The sequence below is a fragment of the Pseudomonas sp. AC112 genome (assembly GCF_979253545.1).
Genome location: NZ_CEEDCM010000001.1, coordinates 3,939,793 through 3,964,866, shown reverse-complemented (window position 1 = coordinate 3,964,866; position 25,074 = coordinate 3,939,793). Strand labels below are relative to the sequence as shown.

The window sequence follows — 25,074 nt, the reverse complement described above, 5'->3', positions numbered from 1 at the left end:
AGACTCGGATGGCGGCGAAAGGTGGCGGCGATTATAGCCGGGGTCACGGGTAGCGCGCGAGGCGTGAACCTCAATCGTCAGTTGCGATGCGCCACCAATTGCTCGTAGTACGCCCAGATTTTCTCGGCATATTGCCTGCGCAACGCCTCACGCTCTGGCCCGGAACCCGGGCCCACGTTGTAGGCCCCTACCGCCGTCCAGTTGTAGCCAAAGCGCTGTATGAACTCGGCGAGAATCGAAGCGCCCACCTCAACCGACAGGCAGGGCTCATTGAGCAACCGATCCTCGGTTATGCCTTGCTTGAGCAAGCGCGGCAAGTGGATGCTGTTGATCTGCATCAGGCCGATGTCTCGGGTGCCATTGCGGTTGGTGTGATTCATCGCCTGCGCACGGAAGCCCGACTCCACGGCGGCGATCGCTTGCAGCAGTTCTGGCTCGATATTGTGTTGGCTGGCAGCCTGCTCCCAGCAAAATGCCATGGCGTGATTGCTGGCCATCGCCACGCTCAACACCAGGGCCTTGTTCCAGAACCTAGCCATGTTTTACCAAGCCATGCATCACCGAGCCGTGGCTGACCTGGCCGCAGGACGAGCACACATGTTCCATACGATCCAGCGCCTGGCCCGCGCCTCGCACCGGGCAGGTAAAGCGGTAGCCCCGACCGTAGATCGTCTTGATAAACCCCTTGTCGGCTCCCAGGTACTTGCGCAGCGAGTAGATACAGCGAGTCAGCGACTCCTCGGCAACCTCGCCCTGGGGCCAGGCCTGCTCCAGCAGCCGATCCTTGGTCATCAACACGCCGCCAGACACCAACAGCAGCCGCAACACCTGCCACTCCTTGGGCGGTAGCTGAACGTCCGCCCCCGCCCCCGTCAGCCGACCATCGCCATGCAGGGCCCAGCACGCGAAAAACAGGGGAGTCGTCGTCCCTCCGTCACTCACCACAGCCATTAGTACCTCGGCATCCGACTACTGACATTAAAGTCCTCATTTTCATTACTTGGCTCAGGTATCCATGCCACGACTATAAGAACCCGCTTCACGACTCACCCTAGGAAAAAGCCCATACCTCCACCGGCTTTGGACACGCAGATGTAGGACGCTTCACTACCCACCCTCGCCTGGCAGCCAGGCCTCATACACCTCATGCAACTCAACCCCTAGCCGGTCCTCCAATTGCACCAACTCGCCCAAGGCCATCAAGTGCCCATTAACCCGAACCTCCACGCAGTGGATGACCTGCGGCGCCAACGGTAAGACCTTCCCTGGGGCAAAGGCTGCCAGGCGCCTGCGGCTGATCAGTTGTTCCTGTAGAAGTATTTCCAGATGCATGGGTTAAAACCTTGTTCACTGTGAGACATCGCGCTCCTGCCGAACAAATGCACGCTGGACACGCTCGTATTGCGTAGCCGTCAACGGCGGTGGCCCTAAGCCCCCGAACGCGTGATTCAACTCACCGCCCACCGCCTTTGCCTGGATCACAAACAGCCGCACCTGCGTCGAGCCCCCCGTCCGCTCTCGATGAAAGGCGCCCAGCCATAGCCGTCTGCCTTGGGGTACACGCACTACACTGTTGACGTTCACCTGTCCCACCGCCGTGTTTTTTTCCCGCCGCCCCGCCTCACTCACTTGGCGCCCCTCTTCAACCTCAAGGCGCATCTCGATCTGGTTAGCCTCGACAAATCGCGGTAATACGCTGACCTCGGTGCCATAGCGCACAGGTTTCCAATCAGTCCGGTCACTGCCAGGAGTGGGCAGATAGAACGTGTGGTTGTCCTGAAACACCGCAGGCACATTCTCCTGGGTAAGAATGACCGGCAACGTCGCCACCTTCGCTCGCCGTCGACGCTCCAATGCGCCGATCTTGGCCATCAGTTGGCTATCCTCCAGTGGGGTCAGGACTCGCGTGGACGACGCGTTGGTTTCCCCATCCCCTTCCAGGCCCAGCCTCTTCAGTTCAGCGCGCTCCACATCCACCAGCCACAACGAGACTTCGATGGGCCGCTTGGGTATGTCGAGTTCCGCTACCAGTTTCTGGATGAAACTCACCTGCGCCGGCGTGCCCTTGATCAGCAGGCTGTTGCTGTCCGCGTAGGCGATCACGCCCACACGCTTGTCGGCCAACATGCCCTTGTGCTCGCTGGCCAGCAGGGTCTCAACCATCGACGCCATACCCGGTACGGTGACCGGTTTGTCGCGCGTGCCGTACTGGCGGTCAGCTACATCGGTGTTGAACACTTGCATGACGGCAAAGGCCTGCTTGCCCACCCGCAGGTCGGCTCTTTGCCGGTCCATCAATTGGGCCAGGCGCAGTACCTGGTCGACATAATTCGGAGGCCCCGACACATAAAATGTTCGCCCTCCACTTTCGCGCAAGGGATGGCGAGACTCATCGATGCCCGCGCGGCGCATGAGGCTGCGCAATCGGTCGACGGATATATGCCGCAAGGTCACCGCCGAGCTCTTTGCCTCGTCAGCGTCATAGACATAGAGCGCTTGCCCGTCGCCGTACCAGATCAGCCCCTGTTGCCGCGCAAGATGCTCCAGGGCCTGTTGCGGTGCTGCGAAATCCAGCGTGGCGCTGAGGCGTTTACGGGCCACTGCCTGGCTGACAACGATGGGCAAGCCCAGTGGCTCCGAGAGCGCGGTAAATACGGTATGCAGGCTTTCGTCCTGTGCGGGATAGGGCTTGCCCGAGGCAAGCGCACCTGCCGACACCAGCGCGGCAAATAGCGCGGCGAACCATAACCACCGGCAAAACCGTAGGCGGGGCATCGTTGCAGGGACGTCGGCATACACCGTGGGGTTTCCTGGGCGGTCTGGCAGTGAAAGTGTCGCCATACTGAAAGGCCGCCCGGTTTCAATCTTGATGGAAAGTTGACGGCTGCCCGGCCGCGTCGCCCGTGGCATGTGCCTTGCTATGAACTCGGTATCAGAGCCCGCGCCAACGGCGGAGCGTGCTTACGGACAAAGGCGTCGTTACCCGCACTGGCTTGCATCGCCATCTGAGGGAACGACGCTTTTTTTTGAGTGAAAAGGTAGGTGTTGATGAACGATTCGGCAGGCAACAGCCCAATGAGCGACCCGCTGGCCTGGGTCAACGGCAGCGATGCGCCGGAAAAGAGCAGCCTCGACCTGGGTTTCATGGCATTGAGCGACTGCGCCTCGATGGTGGTGGCAGCCACCCAGGGCTTCGCCCAACCCTACGGACTGACCCTGAACCTCAAGCGCCAATCGTCCTGGGCCAACCTGCGCGACAAACTGGTCAGCGGCGAACTGGACGCTGCCCACAGCCTGTACGGGCTGATTTATGCGGTGCACCTGGGCATCGGCGGCGTCGCGCCCACCGACATGGCGGTGCTGATGGGGCTCAACCAGAACGGCCAGAGCATCAACCTGTCCCACGGCTTGCAGCAACAAGGCGTGATCACTCCTGAGGCGCTCGACCGCCACGTGCACCAAAGCCGAACAAAACTGACCTTCGCCCAGACCTTTCCCACCGGTACCCATGCGATGTGGCTGTATTACTGGCTGGCGAGCCAAGGTATCCACCCGTTGCAGGATGTGGACAGCGTGGTGGTCCCGCCGCCGCAAATGGTTGCGCACCTGCAAGCCGGGCGTATCGATGGCTTCTGTGTCGGCGAACCCTGGTGCGCCAGCGCGGTGAAGCAAAACCAGGGCTTCACCCTGGCAACAACCCAAGCGATCTGGCCCGACCATCCGGAAAAGGTGCTCGGCTGCACCCAGGCATTTGTCGACCAGTACCCCAACACGGCGCGCGTGCTGGTGATGGCGATTCTGGAAGCCAGCCGGTTTATCGAAGAAAGCAGCGAAAACCGCCGCTCCACCGCGCAATTGCTCAGTGGCCGCGAGTACCTCGACGCCCCACTCGACTGCATCGAGCCGCGCCTGCTGGGGGTCTATGACGATGGCCTGGGTAACCAGTGGCAGGATCCCCACGCCCTGCGCTTTTTTGCCGGTGGAGAGGTGAACCTGCCGTACCTTTCCGACGGCATGTGGTTCATGACCCAGTTCCGGCGCTGGGGCCTGCTGCGCGAGGACCCCGACTACCTGGGCGTTGCCCGCCAGGTGCAGCAACTGGCGCTTTACCGCCAAGCAGCCGACGCCCTGGGTATGAGCGACAACGGCCAAGACATGCGCAGCAGTCAGCTGATCGACGGCAAGGTCTGGGACGGCTCCGACCCCGACACCTACGCGCGTAGCTTCCGCCTGCATGCCCTGGCTGCCACGTCCAACCGCCATGCCTTGCGCTGACAGGAGGCTCCCGATGCTGCGAATCCTGTTGATCAACGACACCCCGCGCAAGGTCGGCCGCCTCAGGGCGGCGCTGATCGAGGCCGGTTTTGAAGTGATCGATGAGTCCGGCCTGACCATCGACCTGCCCGCGCGCGTCGAAACGGTGCGCCCGGACGTCATCCTGATCGATACCGAGTCACCGGGCCGCGACGTGATGGAGCAAGTGGTCTTGGTCAGCCGCGACCAACCCCGCCCCATCGTGATGTTTACCGACGAACATGACCCGAACGTGATGCGCCAGGCGATCAAGTCTGGCGTCAGCGCCTACATTGTCGAAGGCATCCAGGCCCAGCGCCTGCAGCCGATTCTGGACGTGGCCATGGCCCGCTTCGAAAGCGACCAGGCCTTGCGTGCCCAGCTCCAGGCGCGGGACCAGCAACTGGCCGAGCGCAAGCGTATCGAGCTGGCCAAGGGCATGTTGATGAAAATGAAGGACTGCAACGAGGAAGAGGCCTACACCCTAATGCGCCGCCAGGCCATGAGCCGCCAGCAGAAGCTGATCCAAGTGGCGGAGCAGATCATCGCCATGAGTGAGTTGCTGGGCTGATTTGGCGCAGCTCTTGCTAAGGATTCATCACAGGTAGCCAACGGCGGTTGCCCCTCCACGACAAAGACGTCGCACACCCGGTTTGCCCTCGCGAACCCGGTGGCGGCGTTTTTTCGTTTTGGCCCCGGAGACGGGGCCGGTGGGGCGGCCTTAGCCGGCTGTTCCATCACCAGGCCTTCTTACAAGACTCCCAACCGTTGAGGTGCGTGATGAAATCAAGCTTCTGGAAATCCGGGCACACCCCGACCCTGTTTGCCGCGTTCCTGTATTTCGACCTGAGCTTCATGGTCTGGTACCTGTTGGGCCCGTTGGCGGTGCAAATTGCTGCCGACCTGCACCTGACCACCCAACAGCGCGGCCTGGTGGTGGCGACGCCGATCCTCGCGGGTGCCGTGCTGCGTTTCCTGATGGGCATGCTGGCGGACAAGCTGTCGCCCAAGACCGCCGGCCTGATTGGCCAGGTGATAGTGATCTGCGCCCTGTTCGGCGCCTGGAAACTGGGCATCCACAGTTATGAGCAAGCCTTGCTGCTGGGCATGTTCCTCGGCATGGCCGGCGCATCGTTTGCGGTTGCACTGCCACTGGCGTCCCAATGGTACCCGGCCGAACACCAGGGCAAAGCCATGGGCATCGCCGGCGCGGGCAATTCCGGTACGGTGTTCGCTGCGTTGCTGGCGCCGGTACTGGCTGCGGCATTCGGTTGGAGCAACGTCTTCGGCTTCGCCTTGATCCCGCTGGTGCTGACCCTGATCGTGTTTGCCTGGTTAGCGCGCAATGCGCCTGAACGGCCCAAAGCCAAGTCCATGGCCGACTACTTCAAAGCCCTGGGCGACCGTGACAGCTGGTGGTTCATGTTTTTCTACAGTGTGACGTTCGGCGGCTTTATCGGCCTGGCAAGTGCCCTGCCCGGTTACTTCAACGACCAGTACGGCCTCAGCCCGGTGACTGCCGGCTACTACACCGCCGCCTGTGTGTTCGGCGGCAGCCTGATGCGCCCGTTGGGCGGCGCCCTGGCAGACCGCTTCGGCGGGATTCGTACCCTGTTGGGCATGTACAGCGTGGCGGCGATCTGCATCGCGGCGGTGGGTTTCAACTTGCCGAGTTCCTACGCGGCGCTGGCCCTGTTCGTCTGCACCATGCTCGGCCTGGGTGCCGGCAATGGCGCGGTGTTCCAATTGGTGCCACAGCGTTTCCGCCGCGAGATCGGCGTGATGACCGGCCTGATCGGCATGGCCGGTGGCATCGGCGGCTTCGCCCTGGCGGCCGGCATGGGGGCGATCAAACAAAGCACCGGCAGTTATCAGATGGCGCTTTGGCTGTTTGCCAGCCTGGGCGTGTTGGCCTGGTTCGGCCTGCATGGCGTGAAGCGCCGTTGGAGGACCACCTGGGGCTCGGCCGCCGTGACGGCTGCACGGGTCTGATGAGCCTGCAACTGAGCGTCGCCCATGCCAGTGCCATCGGCCCACGCGCGGAAAACCAGGACGCGCTGCGGGTGGTGACGCCCGTGCCCGAACTGGCAGCGAGCAAAGGCTACCTGTGCGCCATCGCCGACGGCGTGAGCCAGTGCGCCGACGGTGGCCTGGCGGCGCGCTCGACCTTGCAGGCGCTGGCCATGGATTACTACGCCACGCCGCAGACATGGGGCGTGGCCCAGGCGCTGGAACGTTTGCTGCTGGCCCAGAATCGCTGGTTGCAAGCCAACGGCGGCGGCCAGCCCTTGCTGACCACCCTGAGCGCCCTAGTGTTTCGCGGCCAGCGCTTTACCCTGGCGCATGTCGGCGATTGCCGGGCCTATCGCTGGCTGGATGGCGAATTGCAGTGCCTCACCGAAGATCACGTATGGGAACAGCCGGGCATGCAGCATGTGCTCAAGCGCGCCCTTGGCCTGGATCAGCACCTGGTGCTGGATTTTCTCGACGGCCAGCTGCGCGAAGGCGAATGTTTCCTGCTGCTCAGTGATGGCGTGTGGGCAACGTTGGGTGATCACAGCATCCGGGCGATTCTGCGCGAACAAGCGGACTTGGAGCGGGCGGTAAACACCTTGGTGAGCGCCGCACACCTGGCCGGCAGCCAGGACAATGCCAGCGCCCTGTTGGTACGCGTCGACACCCTCGGCGCGGCGACTCTCGGCGATGCCCTGGTGCAGTTGCAGCAATGGCCACTGCCACCGCCCTTGAAAGCCGGGCAACCTTTTGAAGGCTGGCAGGTGGAAAGCGTCTTGGCGCAAAGCCGGCAGTCATTGCTGTACCGGGTGCGGGATGCCCAGCAGCAGCCCTGGCTGCTGAAAACCCTGCCGCTGAGCCGCGACGATGACAGCGACGCCGGCCAGGCCTTGCTGTCGGAGGAATGGTTTCTGCGCCGGGTTGCCGGGCGGGCATTTCCTGAAGTCCACTCCGGCAGCGGGCGCCAACATTTGTACTATGTGATGCGGGAATATACCGGCCAGACCCTGGCCGAACTGTTCCAGCATCAAGGCCCCCTGCCCCTGGCACAATGGCAATCGATAGCCGAACGTTTGCTGCGAGCGGTGGGCATGCTGCATCGGCGGCAGATCCTGCACCGCGATATCAAGCCGGAAAACCTGCTGTTGGCGGACGACGGCGAACTGCGCGTGTTGGACTTCGGCCTGGCGTACTGTCCTGGCCTGTCGGAAGATCGCGCCCATGCGCTGCCGGGCACGCCAAGCTTCATTGCACCCGAGGCGTTCAGTGGCGACCGCCCTACGGCCCAGCAGGATTTATACAGTGTTGGCGTCTGCCTGTATTACCTGCTGACCGGACACTACCCCTACGGCGAAATCGAAGCCTTCCAACGGCCGCGGTTTACCCACCCTGTAAGCGCCAGTCGCTACCGCCCCGACCTGCCGGATTGGCTGCCCCTGAGCCTGGAACGGGCCGTGGCTGCTCAGCCAGCCCACCGCTATGAAACCGCCGAAGAGTGGCTGCGCGTGCTCGAGCAAGCGGATCGCCAGGAACTGAGCATACGCCCCAGGCCTTTGCTGGAGCGGGAACCCCTGAAGGTCTGGCGCACCCTGGCACTGCTGTCGATGCTGATCAACCTGGTGCTGTTGTACTCACTCTTTCACCGCTGACGTCATCCCTGGACGAGGAACACCTTATGAATGCAAAAGTCTGGCTGGTAGGCGCAGGCCCCGGCGACCCGGAACTGTTGACCCTCAAGGCCGTGCGGGCCCTGCGCGAAGCCGATGTGGTACTGATCGATGACCTGGTCAACCCGGCGGTGCTGGGGCACTGCGACGGAGCGCGAGTGATCACCGTGGGCAAACGCGGTGGCTGCCGATCGACCCCGCAGGCATTTATCCATCGCCTGATGTGGCGCTATGTACGCCAGGGCAAATGCGTGGTGCGGCTCAAAGGCGGTGACCCGTGCATTTTCGGGCGCGGCGGTGAAGAAGCCCTGTGGCTGCGTGATCGGGGCGTCGAGGTGGAACTGGTCAACGGAATCACGGCGGGGCTGGCAGGCGCGACGAATTGCGCGGTGCCGCTGACGTTGCGTGGGGTGAGTCGTGGCGTGACCTTGGTCACGGCGCATACCCAGGACGACAGCCGCCTGAATTGGCGGGCCCTGGCCGAGGGCGGGACTACGTTGGTGGTGTACATGGGCGTGGCGAAGCTGGAGGAGATCCGCCAGCAATTGCTGGACGGCGGGATGGCGGCGGATATGCCAGTGGCGATGATCGAAAACGCATCGCTGCCCCAGCAACGCGAATGTCGCAGCGAGCTGGCACGTATGCATGAGGATGCACAGGCATTTGCCTTGAAGAGCCCGGCAATCCTGGTGATCGGCCGTGTCGCCGGCAGCGAACAGGCCGCATACCTTGCAGCGGCCAGCGCCTGAGGCAAATTCCAGGCGAAAAAAAGCCCGGCCTGAGCCGGGCTTTTTTCTACCACTCAGTAATTACTGAGCTTGAGCTTCTACCGACGCTTCTACGCGACGGTTAACAGCACGACCAGCTTCAGTTGCGTTGTCAGCAACTGGGCGGGATTCGCCGTAACCTACTGCGGTGATGCGGCTAGGAGCAACGCCGTCTTTAACCAGGACTTGCTTAACAGCGTCAGCACGACGCTGGGACAGCTTCTGGTTGTAAGCGTCTGGACCTACGGAGTCAGTGTGACCAGCAACTTCTACGTTGGTAGCTGGGTACTGAGCCATGAAGTCGGCCAGGTTTTTCACGTCGCCGTAGCTGTTAGGCTTAACAACCGACTTGTCGAAGTCGAACTTAACGTCCAGCTCAACACGAACAACCTGAGCAACTGGAGCTTCTGGCTCTGGAGTTGGCTCTGGAGCTGGTGCTGGGGTAGGAGCTGGAGCAGCTGCGCCAGCGTTACCGCCGAAGTTCACGCCCAGGCCGACCAGTGCGGAGTAGTCCCACTTGCCGTTGTCCAGACCGTAGTCAGCTTCAACACCGGCACGAGCGTACAGGTTGTTGGTGAAGTAGTACTTCACGCCAGTACCAACGGTAGCGAAGGTAGTCTGGTCGCGACCGCTGTGGCCGTCAGCCTGAACGTTGGTACGGCTCTGGTGACCGAAACCGCCTTCTACGTATGGACGCAGGCTGTCTACGCCAGCTTGACCGAAGTGATACTGGGCAACCAGGCTGCCGGTATCGCCTTTGATCTTCTGGTTACCAGTACCGTCGTTCGAACGGGTGTGGTTGGTCTTGTCGTAGGACAGGTTCAAGGACAGGTCGTCGGTCAGGAAGTAACCGATGCGAGCGCCAGGATTGAAGCCGTCTTCGATGTGCTTGACGCTATCGTTGTACTGCTTCTTGTAGAACAGCTCGCCTTCAACTGCGCCTTGGCCTTGTGCCAGAACGCCGAAAGAAGTAGCGGCAATAAGAGAACCAATGGCCAAGCCCAAGGTGTTTTTCAGTTTCATCCGTTAAATCCCCATCTGGTGATTGTAAAGCAGTCCCACAAACCGGGGGACAACTCGGCGACAAGTCTAACAGAACTTGCCTACACGTAAGAGATATTTGCCACGCACTAAGTTTCAGTCTCGCCCGCAAATTTCTCACGTAATTTATCAAGAGCACGTTTGTAACGCATTTTTGTAGCACTCAAACCCATGTGCATGATGTCAGCGATTTCCTGGAATTCCAGCTCTGCGACAAATCGTAGCACCAGAATTTCCCGGTCAATCGGGTTCACATACACCAACCAGCGATCAAGTCCGCCCTTCTCCTCGGGTGCCGGCGCCTTTTCTTCAGACGCCTCCTCAAGGGGGTCAAGACTCAATGCGTCCATCAAGCGACGCTTTCGCCGTTCCTTCCGATACTGCGTGATGCACTCGTTGTACGTGATGCTGTACAGCCACGTCTTGAACTTCGATTTGCCCTCGAAGTTCTTCAGGCCGTACAGCACCTTGAGCATCACTTCCTGACAGACATCATCCGCATCTCTATCGTTCCCTAAATACCTTGAACAAACGTTGAACAAAGTGCGTTGATATCTGCGCATCAATTCTTCGTACGCGCGAGTTACGTGAAACAGCTCCGTGTGTGCGCGCGCGACCAACTCCTCATCAGAGAGCTCACGGGGGTCATAGCGCGTGGACAGCGTTTGGGCTTTATTCAAAACAAGTCGTGCCGACAGTCAGGTCAATGTCCGCCACAACCCGGTCACCCGGGCCAGCGGCGGCGTACATTAGCAGGGTTTGCCGGATTAGCGGCTACTGACCTGCTGCTCCAGGAGAATCCGATTAGACAGCGACACCAGGTCGCCGTCATCGGTCAGCACCGTCGTCTTGACGGTACCGATCTCCTCGATTTGCCCTTCGACCTCGCCCACACGCACCTGTTGCCCAACCTGATACAACTCACGCACGTAGATTCCCGCAAGAATCTGACCGGCAATTTCCCGGCTTCCCAAGCCCATGGCCAGCGCAACGGCCAGACCAACGGTAATCAAAACGATCACAATCACATGGTTGAGCAGGTCAGTCTTGACCTCCAACTGGCTGATCGCGACCGAAATACTGATGATGATCACCAGGCCCTGGGCAATTCGTCCCAGGCCGGCAGCATAGTCCAGCCCCACGCCTTCGGCGGCGCCGCGCACCAGCCCATTGGCCAGTTGCGCCAGCAAAACGCCTACCAGCAGTACCAGCGCGCCGCCGAAAACCTTCGGCAAATACAGCGCCAGCATGTCGAGCGTAGCTGAAACTCGCTCAAGTCCAAGGGATTGAGCCGCAGAAACCAGAAAAATCAGCAAAACAAACCAATAAACGATCTTGCCGATCAATGTCGAGATCGGTACTTGCAGGCCCGCACGCCCCAGCAGCTTGGTCAGGCCGGTGCCTGCCATCAGGCGATCAAGGCCCAGTTTTGCGAGCAGTTTGGACAGCAGGGTGTCGAGCAGCTTGGCCACGACAAAGCCCAGCAACACCAATACCAGGGCACCAAACAGGTTAGGAATGAAATTCGCCACCTTGGTCCACAATGCGGTCATCGCGGTGACCAGGCTCTGGGTCCAGAGATCAAGTTCCATATTCAATCAGCCTTATCAGCAGTGCGAGCAAGAGGTTTACGACGGGAAACCGGCGATACATGGGCCGAACCGTTGTTCAGGGCCATCATCAGCGCCGGTACCCAGCGGCCGAGCAGACCGAACAGGTCTCCCGCACCGACCTGGCGGTTGGCGGTTTTCAACACGCGGCCCAGGCAGGCATCGTCGTCGCGGTTGGACGGCGAAGCATTGAGCATGTCACGCAAAGACTGTTCGAACGGATCGTGCATAAAGACCTCTCGCAAGTGATTTAAAAGACGAGGGTAAAATTCTTGGGGTCACATAGGACCTTTCCTACGTTCAGGTCATATTCAGCTCAAACCCAGCGCAATCGTCGAAAAAGCCACCATTGTCCCAGCGCGACCGAGACCATCAGCAGGCACGCCACGAGGAATCCATAGGGGCTGGCTGAGAACGGAATACCGCCCACATTTATACCCAGCAGGCCGGTGAGAAAACTCATCGGCAGGAAGATCCCGGTGATGATCCCGAAGCGGTACATGGTGCGGTTCATGCGCACGCTCAAGCGCCGGTCTTCGGCCTCAAGCACAAGCCCCACGCGCTCTCGAGTCAATTCGAGTTCTTCCAGATAGCGCGTCAGGCTGTTGTTCAATTCGTTCCAATAGTCGGCATCGTCATCACAGAACCACGGCAGTTTGATCCGCGTAAGCTGGGCAAAAATATCCCGCTGCGGGGCGAGGAAACGCTTCAGCCCGGCCGCTCGCCGACGGATCTGCAAGACGCTGCCATGTTCCGGAGTATACCGTTCGTCGGTATCGAGTTTTTCTTCCTCTGTATCGACGATTTCAGACAGGTCACTGACCAGATCCTGCACTTTATTGGTCAGGTACTGAGCCATATAAAGGATGAGTTCGGAGGCGGTCTTCGGCCCCTTGCCGTCCGCCAGCTGTACCAGCAATTCATCGGTGGCGCGCAACGGGCGCAGGCGCAGGGATATCACCCGGCTGGCGGCGGCGAAGATGCGCACGGACACCATGTCTTCCGGCTCAGCCCCCGGGTTGAGGTTGACCCCGCGCAGGAACAACAGCAATTCCGCGTCCGGCAGTGGCAACAGGCGCGGGCGGGTGTTTTCCTCCAGCAGCAGGTCACAGGCGAATTCGCTCAAGCCGCTGGATTTGCGCAGCCAGGTCTGGGTCTGCGGGTGGCTGCGATCCCAGTGCAGCCACAGGCTTTCCTGGGGCTGCAGTTGCAAGTCGTCGAACTCTGTCCGGGCAATCGAACGCGCACCGCCTTTACCGTCCAGCACCAGGGCATGCACCAGCCCCCATTGCGCGTTTTCTTCCTCGAACATCCTCACCCCGTCGGTTACAGCAGTTTATTCAGGCATTTTCAGCGGGCTGGGCGACACAATAACGCCGTTATTGTCGGCGTAAATGTACTCACCCGGGCGGAACGTCACGCCTGCAAAGGTGACCACCACGTTCAGGTCGCCGATACCACGCTTGTCGGTCTTCATCGGGTGACTGGCCAGGGCCTGCACGCCAAGGTCGGTCTGGGCGATGACGTCCACATCACGAATGCAGCCGTAGATCACCAGCCCTTCCCAGCCGTTTTTCGCGGCTTTCTCGGCGATCATGTCGCCCAGCAACGCGCGGCGCAGGGAACCCCCACCGTCGACCACCAGCACCTTGCCAGCGCCAGGCTGGTCGGCTTGTTCCTTGACCAGCGAGTTATCTTCGAAGCATTTGACGGTGACAATCTCACCGCCGAAGGAGTCTCGGCCGCCGAAGTTGCTGAACATCGGTTCGAGCACCTGCACCAGGTCCGGGTAGGCGTCGCACAGGTCGGGGGTCACGTAATGGTTCATTGAAAAATTCCTTTCTGTCAAAGAAGTGTCTTTCGAAAGAAGCGCCAGCTCAGGCAGGTGCGAAACATCCCATCCGCCTCGTCGCAACGCAACAGCCATTGCGCGACTGAATATGACCAGAAGCGTTTAACGCGTCATATCTTAGCCGCAACCACACACGAGTGAAACGCCCTTGGCAGAGCACTGCCTCAAACCGTGGCCAACACCTCGGCCTGTGCGCCGAACAGCGGTGTGAGCGGGTCTTTCAGCCATTGCGCCACCAGCGGCCACACTTCGGCCTGGGCAGCTTTGCTGACGAGCATTTCAACGTGCCCGAAATCCTCGGTAAAACCCTGCTGGCGGCCGAGGCACAAGTATTGACGGTGCTCGGAGCCGACCTGCTCGAACAGCTTGCGACACGCCCAATCGGGGTCCTGATGGTCGCCGGCAGCACTGACCGCCAACAACGGCACATCAACGCTTGCCAGGCCTTTCCACCAGTCGTTTTTCCCTTCGCCAAAACGGCCAAACAGGCCATTCCAGCGCATGGCTTCGATCAGCACGCCTGCAGGCTCGTCTTCCGGGCCACGCTTGAACCGCGAGCCGGATAATTCGCCGAAGCGCTTCAGGAGCAAGCGGCCCGTCCATTCCACTGGCGGTACTTTCAACGGCCAGTGGGTGCGACTGACCTGGCAGCCAAACAGGGCCACCGACGCCACGGCAGGCGCGCCAAGGTGCTGCCCGCCCAGTGCCGCAGCCAGGCTCGTGCCGCCCAGGGAATGGCCGATCCAGTGGGGGATCTGCGCGCTTTGTTCACGCACAAATGCGCCGATGGCCGGCAAGTCATAGCGCGCATAGTCGGCGACGCGATTGCGGGCGTAGTCGTGATTGCGCTTGGACAACCCATGGCCACGCATTTCCGGGATCCACACATCAAACCCCTGGCGCGTCAGGTAGGCACCCAGGCCGATCCCTTTGGGCGAATACCAGAAGCGCCGATTGGAAAAACTGCCGTGCAACAAAATAACCGGTATGCCCCGGTTTTCCGGGACATCGGCCAGGCCCAAGCGGGTAACGGCCAGTTCGACGGTGCCGTCGGGGCTGTTACCGGGCTTGAGGCGGTACACATCTTCACTCAGGTCGCCACGACGTTCAGCGCTGATCAGGGCGACGGGAAACAGGTTGCTGCTGCTTTGCATAATGCTCTTGCACAAAAAAGGGCGGCGTCCGGAAGGAGTTCCGCCCTGCACAGATAAGAATGCCGGTCACCCTCGACAGGTGACCGGCACTTTTGACGTCACGATCTTAGGCGGACGCTTGGCCTTCCGCCAGGAAGAACCAGGTTTCCAGCACGGAATCGGGGTTCAGCGAGACGCTTTCGATGCCCTGTTCCATCAGCCATTTGGCCAGGTCAGGGTGGTCGGAAGGGCCTTGGCCGCAGATACCGATGTACTTGCCGGCCTTGTTACAGGCCTGGATGGCGTTGGCCAGCAGCTTCTTGACCGCTGGGTTACGCTCGTCGAACAGGTGCGCAATGATCCCGGAGTCACGGTCCAGGCCCAGGGTGAGCTGGGTCAGGTCGTTGGAGCCGATGGAGAAACCGTCGAAGAACTCCAGGAATTCTTCCGCCAGGATGGCGTTGGACGGCAGTTCGCACATCATGATGACGCGCAGGCCGTTGTCGCCACGGGACAGGCCGTTTTCAGCCAGCAGGTCGACCACTTGGCTCGCCTCGCCCAGGGTGCGCACGAACGGCACCATGATCTCGACGTTGGTCAGGCCCATCTCGTTGCGCACGCGCTTGAGGGCGCGGCATTCAAGCTCAAAGCAGTCGCGGAACGCTTCGCTGATGTAGCGCGAGGCGCCACGGAAGCCCAGCATCGGGTTTTCTTCTTCCGGCTCGTAGAGCTTGCCGCCGATCAGGTTGGCGTATTCGTTGGACTTGAAGTCCGACAGGCGCACGATGACCTTTTTCGGGTAGAACGCCGCCGCCAGGGTGCTGATGCCTTCCACCAGCTTCTCGACGTAGAAGCCCACTGGGTCGTTGTAGCCGGCGATGCGCTTGTCGACGCTTTCCTTGATGTCCAGCGGCAGGCCGTCGTAGTTCAACAGGGCCTTGGGGTGCACGCCGATCATGCGGTTGATGATGAACTCCAGGCGGGCCAGGCCCACGCCGGCGTTCGGCAACTGCGCGAAGTCGAAGGCACGGTCCGGGTTGCCGACGTTCATCATGATCTTGAACGGCAGGTCCGGCATGGCATCGATGGAGTTCTGCTTGATGTCGAAGCCCAGCTCGCCTTCAAAGATGAAGCCGGTGTCGCCTTCGGCACAGGACACGGTCACGCCCTGGCCGTCCTTGAGCAGTTGGGTGGCGTTGCCGCAGCCCACTACCGCAGGGATCCCCAGTTCACGGGCGATGATCGCCGCGTGGCAGGTACGCCCGCCACGGTTGGTGACGATGGCGCTGGCGCGTTTCATCACCGGTTCCCAGTCCGGGTCGGTCATGTCGGAGACCAGCACGTCGCCTGGCTGGACTTTGTCCATTTCGGACACGTCCTTGATGATCCGCACCTTGCCTGCGCCGATGCGCTGGCCAATGGCACGGCCTTCCACCAGCACGGTGCCGGTTTCTTTCAGCAGGTAGCGTTCCATGACATTGGCCGACGTGCGGCTTTTCACGGTTTCCGGACGGGCCTGCACGATGTAGAGCTTGCCGTCGTCACCGTCCTTGGCCCATTCGATGTCCATCGGGCACTTGTAGTGCTTTTCGATGATCATCGCTTGCTTGGCCAACTCGCTGACCTCGGCGTCGGTCAGGCAGAAACGCGCGCGCTCGGCCTTGTCGACTTCGACGGTTTTAACCGAACGACCGGCCTTGGCCTCGTCGCCGTAGATCATCTTGATAGCCTTGCTGCCCAGGTTGCGGCGCAAAATGGCCGGGCGACCGGCTTCAAGGGTGTGTTTGTGCACGTAGAATTCGTCGGGGTTGACCGCACCTTGTACGACGGTTTCACCCAGGCCGTAGGCGCCGGTGATAAACACCACGTCACGGAAGCCCGATTCGGTATCGAGGGTGAACATTACGCCGGCGGTGCCGGTTTCCGAACGCACCATGCGCTGCACGCCGGCAGACAGGGCCACCAGCTTGTGGTCGAAACCCTGGTGCACACGGTAGGAAATTGCACGGTCGTTAAACAGCGAGGCAAACACTTCCTTGGCCGCGCGGATCACGTTTTCCACGCCGCGGATGTTCAGGAAGGTTTCTTGCTGGCCGGCGAAGGAGGCATCCGGCAAGTCTTCGGCAGTGGCCGAAGAGCGCACGGCAACGGCCATGTCCGGGTTGCCGGCCGACAGGGTGGCGAAGGCGGTACGAATTTCTTCGTTGAGCTTCTCGGGGAACTCGGCTTCCATGATCCATTGGCGGATCTGGGCACCGGTCTTGGCCAGGGCATTGACGTCATCGACGTCCAGGGCGTCCAGCGCGGCGTGGATCTGAGCGTTGAGGCCGCTCAGTTCGAGGAAATCGCGGTAAGCCTGGGCAGTGGTGGCGAAACCACCGGGCACCGACACACCAGCGCCTGCAAGATTACTGATCATCTCGCCGAGGGATGCGTTCTTGCCCCCCACGTGCTCTACATCATGGACGCCGAGCTTATCGAGGGAAACTACGTACTCTACCAAGGTGATCTCTCCACTTTCTGTGTTGGAAAAGCTCAGGACGCCGGCTGCTCAGTAGGAGCGTTCGCCAGCGCTTGTGGCCTGGACCTGGAAAATAAGTGAGAATGCGGCCCACTGCGGGACGGCAAAATCGCGCCTATCATATCCAAGATTCGCCATCAGCTTAAGGCCCAGGGCTCAAATGAAACGATCTGCTTTCTTTATCTCCGACGGCACCGGCATCACAGCCGAAACACTGGGTCAAAGCCTGCTCGCGCAGTTCGAAAACATTACCTTCGCCAAATTCACGCGGCCCTATATCGACAGCGTGGATAAAGCGCGGGCCATGGTACAACAAATCAATCTGGCGGCTGAAAAAGACGGTTTTCGACCGATCATTTTCGACACCATCGTCAATCAAGACATCCGTGAGATTCTCGCAACGTCGAATGGTTTCATGATCGACATTTTCTCGACCTTCCTGGCACCGCTGGAGCAGGAGTTGAGTGAACACTCGTCCTATTCGGTCGGAAAGTCCCATTCCATTGGCCATAACTCCAATTATATGGAGCGTATCGAGGCGGTGAACTTCGCCCTCGACAACGACGACGGCGCCCGCACCCACTACTACGACAAGGCCGACTTGATCCTGGTCGGCGTGTCGCGCTGCGGCAAAACGCCCACCTGCCTGTACATGGCCATGCAATTCGGTATCCGCGCGGCCAACTATCCGCTGACCGAGGACGACATGGAGCATTTGACGCTGCCGGCCGCCCTGCGGGCGCATTCGCACAAGCTGTTCGGGCTGACCATTGATCCGGATCGGCTGACGGCGATCCGCAATGAACGCAAGCCCAACAGCCGCTATTCCAGCTATGCGCAGTGCGAGTTCGAAGTGCGTGAGGTAGAAAATCTGTTCCGTCGCGAGAATATTGCGCACATCAATTCCACGCATTTTTCGGTGGAGGAGATTTCGGCGAAGATTCTGGTGGAGAAGGGCGTGGAGCGGCGCTTCAAATAATGTTGTCGCCTATTACTTTGTGGTGAGCGAGCTTGCCTCGCGCGGGGCAAGCCCGCTCACCACAAGGATCAAGGCCTACAACTGAAACCTCCCTCCCCCCTGCCCCAACGCCGTCGCCAACGCATCAAACCCCGCCCGCAACAACTGATCATCCCCCGAGGTGTTGCAGATACTCGCCCGAATAAACTGCGGCACCGCCGTCTGCCCCACGGCAAAGGCTTCAGCAGTGGCGATCAGGTAATTATTCTGCTTGAGCTCCGCCTCGATTTCCGACGCACGCCACGGCTCCGGCACTTCAATCCAGAAATGCGGGCTGTTGAGATGGGTGCGGTACTCCAGCCCTGTCAGCAGGTCGCGCACCAGGGCCTTGCGTCGACTGATCTCATTGATCTGCTGGCGCAGCAGGTATTCCGCCGTGCCGTTTTCGATCCACTGGGTGGCCAACTCAAGGGTGACGGGCGTGGCCATCCAGCAGGTCGAACGCAGGGCCGCCGAAATACGGCTGACTAACGCCGGCGGCGCATGTACATAACCCACGCGCAGCCCGGCGGACACCGCCTTGCTCAGGCTGCTGATCAGAATCGTACGCTCAGGGGCGAAATGGCTGAGGGGCGGCGGCCGGTCTTCCACCAATACACCGTGGGCTTCATCCTCAAGAATCAGCAGGTTGTGTTCGCGACACACTTTGACCAGCGCTTCGCGACGCGCCACCGAGAGCACGGCGGTAGTGGGGTTCTGGATGGTCGGCGTGCAGTACAGCGCTGAAATTCGGTGATTACGACAGACTTCGTCCAGCGCGCTCGGCAGCACGCCCTCCTCGTCCATCTCCAGGCCGATCAGGCGGATGCCCAACATGCGCGCGGCCGTTATCAGGCCAGGGTAAGTCAGTTGCTCGGTGACCACCGTATCGCCCGCCCGCAACAGCGCCATCATCGCGCACAGCAAGCCATGCTGGCCGCCATTGACGCAGATGACCTGCTCGGGAATCGGATGAAAATCGCGCTGCACCAGCCATTGCGCGCCCGCTTCACGGTAGCGCGGCAAACCAGCGTCCGGGGTGTAGGCACTGATGTCCTGGAGGAACTTGGCGTTGGTCGACAGGGTTTGGAAGCTCTGGGCCAGGAATACCGTCTCCTGCCCCGGGATGTGCATGTTTCGGCTCATGTCGAAGTACTGGCGCGGCTCTTCGCTGAAGTTGCGAAAACCTTCATCGCGCTGGCGCTCCATCCCACGCTTGCGCACGAAAGTGCCGTCACCGACCCGCGCCACAACCAACCCCAGGCGTTCCAGTTCGCCGTAGGCCCGGCTGATGGTGCCAATCGTCACACCCAGGTTGTCGGAAAGCACCCGATGAGGCGGCAGTTTTCTTCCCGGTTCAATCAAGCCTTCGAGGATGCCCCGTTCCATGACATCGGACAGGCGCTTGTACTTCACGCCCTGCCCGTTGGACAACCCCTCACGCATAATTGACACCATGTCAATATTTGTTTTGACAGCCATCTTTCGCCCTAATAGTGTGCTTTTACGGGTTCAATCGCCGAATTTTACAACTCATTACAAGCTCAATATAGAGTTCAATTCCGGCTCAGGGAAGCAATAAACGATGCCAATGTCCGCCGTTCTCGAAAATACCGCCAAGACAAAAACCCAAAAACAGTGGCTGGCCGGGCTGATCACCAGTGTGATGTTCCTGATCGTGTGCCTGAGTTGGGGCACCACGTGGCTGGGGATCAAGATTGCCGTGGAAAGCGTGCCGCCCTTGACGTCCGCTGGCCTGCGCTTCCTCATCGCCTTCCCGCTGTTCCTGTGTTTTGCCATGGTGCGCCGCGAGCCGATCCTGTTTCCCCGCGAGAGCCGCTGGTTCTTCGTGTTCGTGACCCTGTCCTACTTCAGCGTGCCCTACTACCTGCTCAACTATGGCGAGATGCATGTCTCGTCCGGCCTGACCGCACTGCTGTTCAGCTGTATGCCGGTATTCATCCTGATTTTCTCCGCGCTGTTCCTGCGCGAACGCATCTACTTTTCCCAAGTGGTTGGCATCGGTATCGGCTTCGGCAGCCTCTACATGATCATCAGGAGCCAGGGCCTGCACCTGGACCACGCCGAGTTCTTCGGGGTGCTGGCGATTCTGACCGCCGCGATCATGCATGCCTTGTGCTATGTCATTACCAAGCAGAAAGGCAGCGCCATCAGTGTGATCACCTACAACACCCTGCCCATCGGCATTGCCGGGCTGATGCTGTTCGTCGCCGGGCTGTGGTTTGAAGCGCCAACCTTCGACGCCATCACCCTGCGCTCCTGGGGCGCACTGTTCTACCTGGGGCTGGTGGCCTCTGTGGGCGGGTTCATCGTGTACTTCATGCTGCTCAAGCGCTTGAGCCCGATCATCCTGTCATTCGTGTTCATCATCTTCCCGGTGTTCGCGGTGATCATTGGCGCCTGGTACGAAGGCGTATCGATTTCCCGCGACCTGATGCTGTACTCGGCCATCCTGCTGGCCGGCTTTGCGATCACCAAGTTGCCGGTTGAAAAACTCCTGGCGAAGAAAAATTGACCTCTTTACAACAACGCGAGAGCCACATGGACGTCCTCCGCCCCTCCGCCCTAGAACAGATCTACGCCCACGCCAGCCGCAGCTACCCCGAGGAATGCTGCGGTTTTATCTTCGCCGACGGCAGCGTGTACCTGGGCAGCAATATCCAGAATGAACTGCACCGCAAGAACCCCGAGATGTACCCGCGCAGCGCGGCCAACGGCTACACGTTCTCGGTGGCCGACACCCTGCTGATGAACAAGGCGTTTCGCAGCGACAACCCGGTGGTGGTGATCTACCACTCCCACCCGGATGTCGGTGCCTATTTCAGCGACGAAGACCAGGACAAGGCGCTGTTCATGGGCGAGCCGATCTACCCCGTCAGCTACCTGGTGGTAGACGTTCGCCAGGGCCAGGCCCTGGGCTCCAAGCTGTTTGCCTGGGATGGCAAGCATTTCGCCCTTAACCCTTTCAACGACCTGCACACGGAGTTGTCCATGAACGCTGTCTCTTTCCCCGACATTCTGGTTCGCGTGGCCAAGCTGCCGGAATCGACCCTCGAGGGCACCGGATCGACATTGCGCGAAGTCATTGAAAACCTCTGCAGCAGCCACCCGCAATTGCGCCCGCACCTGTTCCACGAGAAGAACAACCAGCTCAAGGAACACTTCCTGTTTACCGCCGAGGAAGCGCTGATCGACGCCGACGAACCCTTGCCGCAAAAAGCCAGAATCGAAGTTTTGCTCGCTACCTCCGGCGGCATGGATGTCGACACATTGAGCAATGAAGAAGTACAACGCTACGTGCGCCACATCACCCTCCCCGGGGTGGGTCGCGAAGGTCAGCTGAACCTCAAGAAAGCCAAGGTGCTGATCATCGGCACTGGCGGTCTGGGCTCGCCGATCAGCCTGTATCTGGCGGCTGCCGGGGTGGGCACCCTGGGGCTGGTGGACTTTGACGTGGTGGAAAGCAGCAACCTGCAACGCCAGATCGTCCACGGCAACAGCACCCTCGGCATGCCCAAGGTAGAGTCCGCCAAGCAGCGCCTGCAAGACCTCAACCGACATATCCAGATCAACGCCCACGACACCGCGCTGAATGCCGACAACGCCTTGGAACTGGTAGGCGCCTACGACCTGGTGATCGACGGCACCGACAATTTCGATACTCGCTACCTGGTCAACGATGCTTGCGTGCAACTCGGCAAGCCCTTGGTGTACGGCGCCATCTACCGCTTCGACGGGCAGATCAGCGTGCTCAACTATCAAGGTGGGCCGTGCTACCGCTGCCTGTTTCCGAGCGCGCCGCCCGCCGAGCTGGCGCCCAATTGCAGCGCCGGTGGCGTGATCGGCGTGCTGCCCGGTGTGGTCGGGATGATCCAGGCCACCGAGGCGATCAAGTTGCTGATTGGCATCGGCGAACCGCTGTCAGGCCGCTTGATGCGCTTCGATGCACTGGCGATGAAGTTCAGCGAGATCCGCTTCAAGCGCCGCGCCGATTGCCCCTGCTGTTCTGAAGCGCGCCACGACGAGACCCTGGCGCCCGCCGTGTGCGCAGATGCCGTGCCGACCCAACCGTCCCTGGCCGAAGAGCGCTACATCAAGCCCCGGGTGCTCAAGCAGGTTCTGGAACACCACAGCAGCGCCGATGTGCTGCTGGATGTGCGCGACGCCAGCGAACTGGAAGTGTGCAAATTACCGGGCGTCGTGCATATCCCCCTCGCCGAACTGGACGGCCACCTCGACAGCCTCAGCCGGGACAACACCCACTACCTGATCTGCTACGCCGGCACCCGCGCCGAGCAAGCCGCCAGTACCTTGCTGGCGGCCGGGTTCGCCAACACCAAAGTCCTGCAAGGCGGCATGAAGCATTGGGTACGCGACGTTGAACCCGACATGCCTTTGTATTGAGCCGAGGACTGAATGATGTTGCATAACTCCATTCTCGAGGTGATCGGCCAAACGCCGATCGTGCGCCTGGCGCAGTTCTCCGAAGACCTCGGCATCGAGGTCTACGCCAAGCTCGAATCCCTCAACCCGGGCGGCAGCCACAAGGCGCGCATCGCCTTGGGCATGATCCTCGACGCCGAGCGCCGGGGCGTGCTGATCCGTGATTCCGGGCAAACCATCATCGAGCCCAGCGGCGGCAACACCGGCATCGGCCTGGTGATGGCGGGCAATGTGTTGGGCTACAAGGTGGTGCTGGTGATCCCCGACAACTACAGCCCCGAAAAACAGAAACTGCTGCGTCTGTACGGTGCCAGGGTGGTGCTGTCGGACAGCCGACTGGGCAACAACTCCCACGGTGAAAAGTGCATGGAGCTGCAGCTGGAAAACCCCAGCTACGTGATGCTCAACCAGCAGCGCAATGGCGCCAATCCGCAGACCCACCGCGATACCACCGCCCCGGAAATCCTGCGTGCCTTCGGTGATCGCCGGGCGGATTACTTCGTCAGCGGCATCGGCACCGGCGGGCATATCACCGGCATCGGCGAAACCCTGAAAGCGGCCTGGCCTGGCCTGCGCGTCATGGGCGTGGAACCGGAAGAATGCGACCTGCTGAAAGACCAGCACGCGCCCCATCATATCCAGGGCCTGTCGATCGGTTTGATCCCGAGCATCCTCAACCTGGATGTGATCGACGGCATGCTCAAGGTCTCGCGCCAGGACTGCATCGACATGATGAAACGCATCATGCGCACTGACGCCATCAGCCTGGGCTTGTCGTCCGCCGCCAACATGGTGGCCATCGCCCAGCTCGCCCCGGAACTACCGCCCGAAACGGTGGTGTTGACCATGGTCTACGACAATGCCGACAGCTACCTGCCCAGTTTCGAATAAGCGGTTTTCCAACCAACCACATTACGGGGGTGCCTTCATGGGTGGCTTTATCGACATGCAACAATTGCACGATGAGTTGCTCACTCACCTCATCAAGACCCTCACACCCGTGCAGATGAAGCAGTTGGAGCCGCACCTGGCGCCGCTGATCCAGAATGCCGCACAAGCGGTGGCCGAGGACCTGATCGCCTACGCCTATCGCGACCCGGCATCGCGCGGGCGCGGCGAGCTGATCCTGGACTCCTACGCCTCATTCAAGGCGGTGCTGTATTACCGGCTGGCGCATCTGGTGTGGAACTTCCCCGACCAGACCAACGGGACGTTCTCGCGCATCGCCCTCAAGCTGAGCAACCAGGGCAAGGTGCTTTCAGGGGCCGAGATCCACCCGGCGGCGCGTATCGGTCGCCGTTTCGTGCTGGACCACGGCTACGGCACGGTGATCGGCGAAACCTGCGAGATCGGCAACGACTGCTACATCCTCTGCGGCGTCACCCTGGGGGCCCGCGGCATCGCCAACAACCCTGACGGCAAGCGTCACCCGCGCCTGGGCAATAACGTCGAGGTCGGTTCCGGTGCCCGCGTGCTTGGCTATGTGTTGATCGGCGACAACGTGTTCATCAGCCCATCCTGCGTGATCACCCAGGATGTACCCGCCGGCACCAAAGTGAAGGTGGTGAACCAGATCCAGCTGCAAAAAAATGACGAGTCGGACCACAGTAACTACCTCGGCGCCTTCGCATTGGATGAGCGTCTGCACGTGGTCGGCGAGGTCAATACCAGCCACAAGGTCACGGTACTGGATGCCGACTTCCACCCCCTGCCCGGGCTGATGCTGGAGCCCACGGTGAAGGAACGTCACCACCTGCAATTTCGCCTGCACCGTGTCGAGTCGGGCGACCACCTGCCGCGCCTGCCACTGAACCTGAAGGTGTGCGGCCCGGAGTTTGAAATCACATTGCTTTCCCCCCCTGGCTTGAGTGCGATGGTGCGTTCCCTGTTGCAAGCCAGCCCACTGATTGTCGGAGGTTGAACATGTCCGTGCATACCATGGAAACCCTGGCGCTGTTCGACAGCGCGCCCTACCAGAACGCCTTCAGCGCCCGGGTGATTGCAGTCAGCGAACAGGGTGTTGCCCTGGAACACACGCTGTTCTACCCCACTGGCGGAGGACAGCCGGGAGATACCGGTCACCTCACCCTGGCCGACGGTACGCGCATCGAAGTGACGGGTACGGTGCGCGACCCGGTGTTACGTTCCATCATCTGGCACCAGGTGGACCACTGCCCACCGCAGTTGACTGCCGGCGTGCAGGTGGACGCCGGTCTCGATTGGGACCGGCGCTACCAGCACATGAAGATGCACACCTGCCTGCATTTGCTGTGCTCGATCATCGACGCACCGGTGACGGGATGCAGCATCAGTGCAGACAAGGGCCGCCTGGATTTCGACTTGCCGGAAATGACCCTCGACAAAGACAGCATCACTCGCGACCTCAACGCGTTGATCGAGCAGGCCCACCCGGTGAAAACCCTGTCGATGCCGGCCACCGAGTATTCCACCCTGCTGCAGATAACGCGCACCCAGGCGGTGGCGCCGCCGGTGATCCAGGGCTCGGTACGGGTGATTGAAATTGCCGGCATTGATATCCAGCCATGCGGGGGCACCCATGTGATCAACACCGAAGAAATCGGACGGGTGTTCTGCGAGAAGATCGAGAAGAAGAGCAAGCACAACCGCCGGGTGATCCTGCGGTTTGAGTGAACACGATTCAATGTGGGAGCTGGCTTGCCTGCGATGCAGGCAAGCCAGCTCCCACATTGACCCT

General features: G+C 60.7%; 24 protein-coding genes. 11 read left to right on the top strand and 13 right to left on the bottom strand.

Features of this window, described 5'->3' with window-relative positions; translation table 11 throughout:
• Positions 1-77: 77 nt before the first annotated feature.
• The 4 genes from AC0IYN_RS18360 to sctC all read right to left on the bottom strand — a co-directional run bounded on the left by AC0IYN_RS18360 (position 78) and on the right by sctC (position 2,775).
• Positions 78-539 (bottom strand): transglycosylase SLT domain-containing protein, encoded by a 462-nt coding sequence (locus tag AC0IYN_RS18360; protein ID WP_406597956.1) that lies wholly within the window; start codon positions 537-539, stop codon positions 78-80.
• Positions 532-951: a winged helix-turn-helix domain-containing protein gene (locus AC0IYN_RS18355; protein WP_406597955.1), complete on the bottom strand. Its 420-nt coding sequence runs from the start codon at positions 949-951 to the stop codon at positions 532-534. Before AC0IYN_RS18355 ends, AC0IYN_RS18360 begins: the two co-directional genes overlap by 8 nt.
• Before the next feature lie 156 nt (positions 952-1,107).
• Complete coding sequence (locus AC0IYN_RS18350; protein ID WP_099493606.1) at positions 1,108-1,332, bottom strand: FliM/FliN family flagellar motor switch protein; 225 nt, start codon at positions 1,330-1,332, stop codon at positions 1,108-1,110.
• Between the two features lie 15 nt (positions 1,333-1,347).
• Positions 1,348-2,775: a type III secretion system outer membrane ring subunit SctC gene (gene sctC, locus AC0IYN_RS18345; protein ID WP_457239139.1), complete on the bottom strand. Its 1,428-nt coding sequence runs from the start codon at positions 2,773-2,775 to the stop codon at positions 1,348-1,350.
• A gap of 273 nt (positions 2,776-3,048) precedes the next feature.
• On the opposite strand from sctC, the gene AC0IYN_RS18340 reads away from it, so the two are divergent.
• The 5 genes from AC0IYN_RS18340 to cobA all read left to right on the top strand — a co-directional run bounded on the left by AC0IYN_RS18340 (position 3,049) and on the right by cobA (position 8,722).
• A complete protein-coding gene (locus AC0IYN_RS18340) occupies positions 3,049-4,275 on the top strand; it encodes a CmpA/NrtA family ABC transporter substrate-binding protein (protein WP_471842409.1) in 1,227 nt (408 codons plus the stop codon).
• Between the two features lie 13 nt (positions 4,276-4,288).
• A complete protein-coding gene (locus AC0IYN_RS18335) occupies positions 4,289-4,864 on the top strand; it encodes an ANTAR domain-containing response regulator (protein WP_015885342.1) in 576 nt (191 codons plus the stop codon).
• A gap of 209 nt (positions 4,865-5,073) precedes the next feature.
• Positions 5,074-6,285 (top strand): nitrate/nitrite transporter, encoded by a 1,212-nt coding sequence (locus AC0IYN_RS18330; protein WP_406597952.1) that lies wholly within the window; start codon positions 5,074-5,076, stop codon positions 6,283-6,285.
• Positions 6,285-7,955 carry a protein kinase domain-containing protein gene (locus tag AC0IYN_RS18325; RefSeq protein ID WP_471842408.1) on the top strand — a complete coding sequence of 557 codons (1,671 nt, stop codon included), beginning with the start codon at positions 6,285-6,287 and terminating at the stop codon, positions 7,953-7,955. The genes AC0IYN_RS18330 and AC0IYN_RS18325 overlap by 1 nt, the downstream gene beginning before the upstream one ends.
• Positions 7,956-7,981: 26 nt before the next feature.
• On the top strand, positions 7,982-8,722 hold the full coding sequence (gene cobA, locus AC0IYN_RS18320; protein WP_458375763.1) for a uroporphyrinogen-III C-methyltransferase: 741 nt from the start codon (positions 7,982-7,984) through the stop codon (positions 8,720-8,722).
• Positions 8,723-8,782: 60 nt separating this feature from the next.
• Here the strand turns inward: cobA and AC0IYN_RS18315 are convergent, their stop codons facing one another.
• The 8 genes from AC0IYN_RS18315 to ppsA all read right to left on the bottom strand — a co-directional run bounded on the left by AC0IYN_RS18315 (position 8,783) and on the right by ppsA (position 16,879).
• Positions 8,783-9,763: an OmpA family protein gene (locus tag AC0IYN_RS18315; RefSeq protein ID WP_015885346.1), complete on the bottom strand. Its 981-nt coding sequence runs from the start codon at positions 9,761-9,763 to the stop codon at positions 8,783-8,785.
• A 107-nt stretch (positions 9,764-9,870) separates the two neighbouring features.
• On the bottom strand, positions 9,871-10,461 hold the full coding sequence (gene sigX / locus AC0IYN_RS18310; RefSeq protein ID WP_003175518.1) for an RNA polymerase sigma factor SigX: 591 nt from the start codon (positions 10,459-10,461) through the stop codon (positions 9,871-9,873).
• 87 nt (positions 10,462-10,548) lie between these two features.
• Positions 10,549-11,373, bottom strand: a complete 825-nt coding sequence (locus tag AC0IYN_RS18305; protein ID WP_003175519.1) for a mechanosensitive ion channel family protein — start codon at positions 11,371-11,373, stop codon at positions 10,549-10,551.
• 2 nt (positions 11,374-11,375) lie between these two features.
• Positions 11,376-11,621, bottom strand: coding sequence for a hypothetical protein (locus tag AC0IYN_RS18300; RefSeq protein WP_025854229.1), 246 nt, complete (start codon positions 11,619-11,621; stop codon positions 11,376-11,378).
• 86 nt (positions 11,622-11,707) lie between these two features.
• Positions 11,708-12,703 (bottom strand): zinc transporter ZntB, encoded by a 996-nt coding sequence (locus AC0IYN_RS18295; protein WP_471842407.1) that lies wholly within the window; start codon positions 12,701-12,703, stop codon positions 11,708-11,710.
• A gap of 24 nt (positions 12,704-12,727) precedes the next feature.
• Positions 12,728-13,219 carry a ribonuclease E activity regulator RraA gene (gene rraA / locus AC0IYN_RS18290; RefSeq protein WP_028617513.1) on the bottom strand — a complete coding sequence of 164 codons (492 nt, stop codon included), beginning with the start codon at positions 13,217-13,219 and terminating at the stop codon, positions 12,728-12,730.
• Positions 13,220-13,407: 188 nt separating this feature from the next.
• Positions 13,408-14,397 carry an alpha/beta fold hydrolase gene (locus AC0IYN_RS18285; protein ID WP_471842406.1) on the bottom strand — a complete coding sequence of 330 codons (990 nt, stop codon included), beginning with the start codon at positions 14,395-14,397 and terminating at the stop codon, positions 13,408-13,410.
• A 106-nt stretch (positions 14,398-14,503) separates the two neighbouring features.
• The gene (ppsA, locus tag AC0IYN_RS18280; protein WP_078049750.1) at positions 14,504-16,879 is read right to left on the bottom strand and encodes a phosphoenolpyruvate synthase; all 2,376 of its coding nucleotides are present in this window, start codon (positions 16,877-16,879) and stop codon (positions 14,504-14,506) included.
• A 178-nt stretch (positions 16,880-17,057) separates the two neighbouring features.
• Between ppsA and ppsR the strand changes: the two genes are divergently transcribed.
• Positions 17,058-17,876 (top strand): posphoenolpyruvate synthetase regulatory kinase/phosphorylase PpsR, encoded by an 819-nt coding sequence (ppsR, locus tag AC0IYN_RS18275; RefSeq protein WP_003193298.1) that lies wholly within the window; start codon positions 17,058-17,060, stop codon positions 17,874-17,876.
• A gap of 75 nt (positions 17,877-17,951) precedes the next feature.
• Here ppsR and AC0IYN_RS18270 read toward each other — a convergent pair whose 3' ends face one another.
• Positions 17,952-19,376, bottom strand: coding sequence for an aminotransferase-like domain-containing protein (locus AC0IYN_RS18270; protein ID WP_406597948.1), 1,425 nt, complete (start codon positions 19,374-19,376; stop codon positions 17,952-17,954).
• A gap of 160 nt (positions 19,377-19,536) precedes the next feature.
• Here AC0IYN_RS18270 and AC0IYN_RS18265 point away from each other — a divergent pair, with 160 nt between their 5' ends.
• The 5 genes from AC0IYN_RS18265 to AC0IYN_RS18245 are packed head-to-tail and all read left to right on the top strand — an operon-like array spanning position 19,537 to position 25,010.
• Complete coding sequence (locus tag AC0IYN_RS18265; protein WP_164673174.1) at positions 19,537-20,430, top strand: DMT family transporter; 894 nt, start codon at positions 19,537-19,539, stop codon at positions 20,428-20,430.
• Between the two features lie 26 nt (positions 20,431-20,456).
• Entirely contained in the window at positions 20,457-22,319 is a 1,863-nt protein-coding gene (gene moeB, locus AC0IYN_RS18260) for a molybdopterin-synthase adenylyltransferase MoeB (RefSeq protein WP_471842405.1), read from the top strand.
• Positions 22,320-22,334: 15 nt separating this feature from the next.
• Complete coding sequence (locus AC0IYN_RS18255; RefSeq protein ID WP_406597946.1) at positions 22,335-23,249, top strand: PLP-dependent cysteine synthase family protein; 915 nt, start codon at positions 22,335-22,337, stop codon at positions 23,247-23,249.
• 37 nt (positions 23,250-23,286) lie between these two features.
• Positions 23,287-24,279: a serine O-acetyltransferase gene (locus tag AC0IYN_RS18250; protein WP_406597945.1), complete on the top strand. Its 993-nt coding sequence runs from the start codon at positions 23,287-23,289 to the stop codon at positions 24,277-24,279.
• A gap of 2 nt (positions 24,280-24,281) precedes the next feature.
• Positions 24,282-25,010, top strand: coding sequence for an alanyl-tRNA editing protein (locus AC0IYN_RS18245; RefSeq protein WP_457239119.1), 729 nt, complete (start codon positions 24,282-24,284; stop codon positions 25,008-25,010).
• Positions 25,011-25,074 lie beyond the last annotated feature (64 nt).

Excerpts from the sequence above, each read along its gene's own strand:
- AC0IYN_RS18330 (WP_406597952.1), top strand. The coding sequence starts at position 5,074 with ATGAAATCAAGCTTCTGGAAATCCGGGCACACCCCGACCCTGTTTGCC.
- AC0IYN_RS18355 (WP_406597955.1), bottom strand. The coding sequence starts at position 951 with ATGGCTGTGGTGAGTGACGGAGGGACGACGACTCCCCTGTTTTTCGCG.
- AC0IYN_RS18295 (WP_471842407.1), bottom strand. The coding sequence starts at position 12,703 with ATGTTCGAGGAAGAAAACGCGCAATGGGGGCTGGTGCATGCCCTGGTG.
- AC0IYN_RS18350 (WP_099493606.1), bottom strand. The coding sequence starts at position 1,332 with ATGCATCTGGAAATACTTCTACAGGAACAACTGATCAGCCGCAGGCGC.
- sctC (WP_457239139.1), bottom strand. The coding sequence starts at position 2,775 with ATGCCCCGCCTACGGTTTTGCCGGTGGTTATGGTTCGCCGCGCTATTT.
- AC0IYN_RS18340 (WP_471842409.1), top strand. The coding sequence starts at position 3,049 with ATGAACGATTCGGCAGGCAACAGCCCAATGAGCGACCCGCTGGCCTGG.
- AC0IYN_RS18335 (WP_015885342.1), top strand. The coding sequence starts at position 4,289 with ATGCTGCGAATCCTGTTGATCAACGACACCCCGCGCAAGGTCGGCCGC.
- AC0IYN_RS18300 (WP_025854229.1), bottom strand. The coding sequence starts at position 11,621 with ATGCACGATCCGTTCGAACAGTCTTTGCGTGACATGCTCAATGCTTCG.
- rraA (WP_028617513.1), bottom strand. The coding sequence starts at position 13,219 with ATGAACCATTACGTGACCCCCGACCTGTGCGACGCCTACCCGGACCTG.
- AC0IYN_RS18285 (WP_471842406.1), bottom strand. The coding sequence starts at position 14,397 with ATGCAAAGCAGCAGCAACCTGTTTCCCGTCGCCCTGATCAGCGCTGAA.
- AC0IYN_RS18305 (WP_003175519.1), bottom strand. The coding sequence starts at position 11,373 with ATGGAACTTGATCTCTGGACCCAGAGCCTGGTCACCGCGATGACCGCA.
- ppsR (WP_003193298.1), top strand. The coding sequence starts at position 17,058 with ATGAAACGATCTGCTTTCTTTATCTCCGACGGCACCGGCATCACAGCC.
- AC0IYN_RS18360 (WP_406597956.1), bottom strand. The coding sequence starts at position 539 with ATGGCTAGGTTCTGGAACAAGGCCCTGGTGTTGAGCGTGGCGATGGCC.
- AC0IYN_RS18255 (WP_406597946.1), top strand. The coding sequence starts at position 22,335 with ATGTTGCATAACTCCATTCTCGAGGTGATCGGCCAAACGCCGATCGTG.
- AC0IYN_RS18250 (WP_406597945.1), top strand. The coding sequence starts at position 23,287 with ATGGGTGGCTTTATCGACATGCAACAATTGCACGATGAGTTGCTCACT.
- AC0IYN_RS18245 (WP_457239119.1), top strand. The coding sequence starts at position 24,282 with ATGTCCGTGCATACCATGGAAACCCTGGCGCTGTTCGACAGCGCGCCC.
- AC0IYN_RS18325 (WP_471842408.1), top strand. The coding sequence starts at position 6,285 with ATGAGCCTGCAACTGAGCGTCGCCCATGCCAGTGCCATCGGCCCACGC.
- AC0IYN_RS18315 (WP_015885346.1), bottom strand. The coding sequence starts at position 9,763 with ATGAAACTGAAAAACACCTTGGGCTTGGCCATTGGTTCTCTTATTGCC.
- cobA (WP_458375763.1), top strand. The coding sequence starts at position 7,982 with ATGAATGCAAAAGTCTGGCTGGTAGGCGCAGGCCCCGGCGACCCGGAA.
- AC0IYN_RS18270 (WP_406597948.1), bottom strand. The coding sequence starts at position 19,376 with ATGGCTGTCAAAACAAATATTGACATGGTGTCAATTATGCGTGAGGGG.
- moeB (WP_471842405.1), top strand. The coding sequence starts at position 20,457 with ATGGACGTCCTCCGCCCCTCCGCCCTAGAACAGATCTACGCCCACGCC.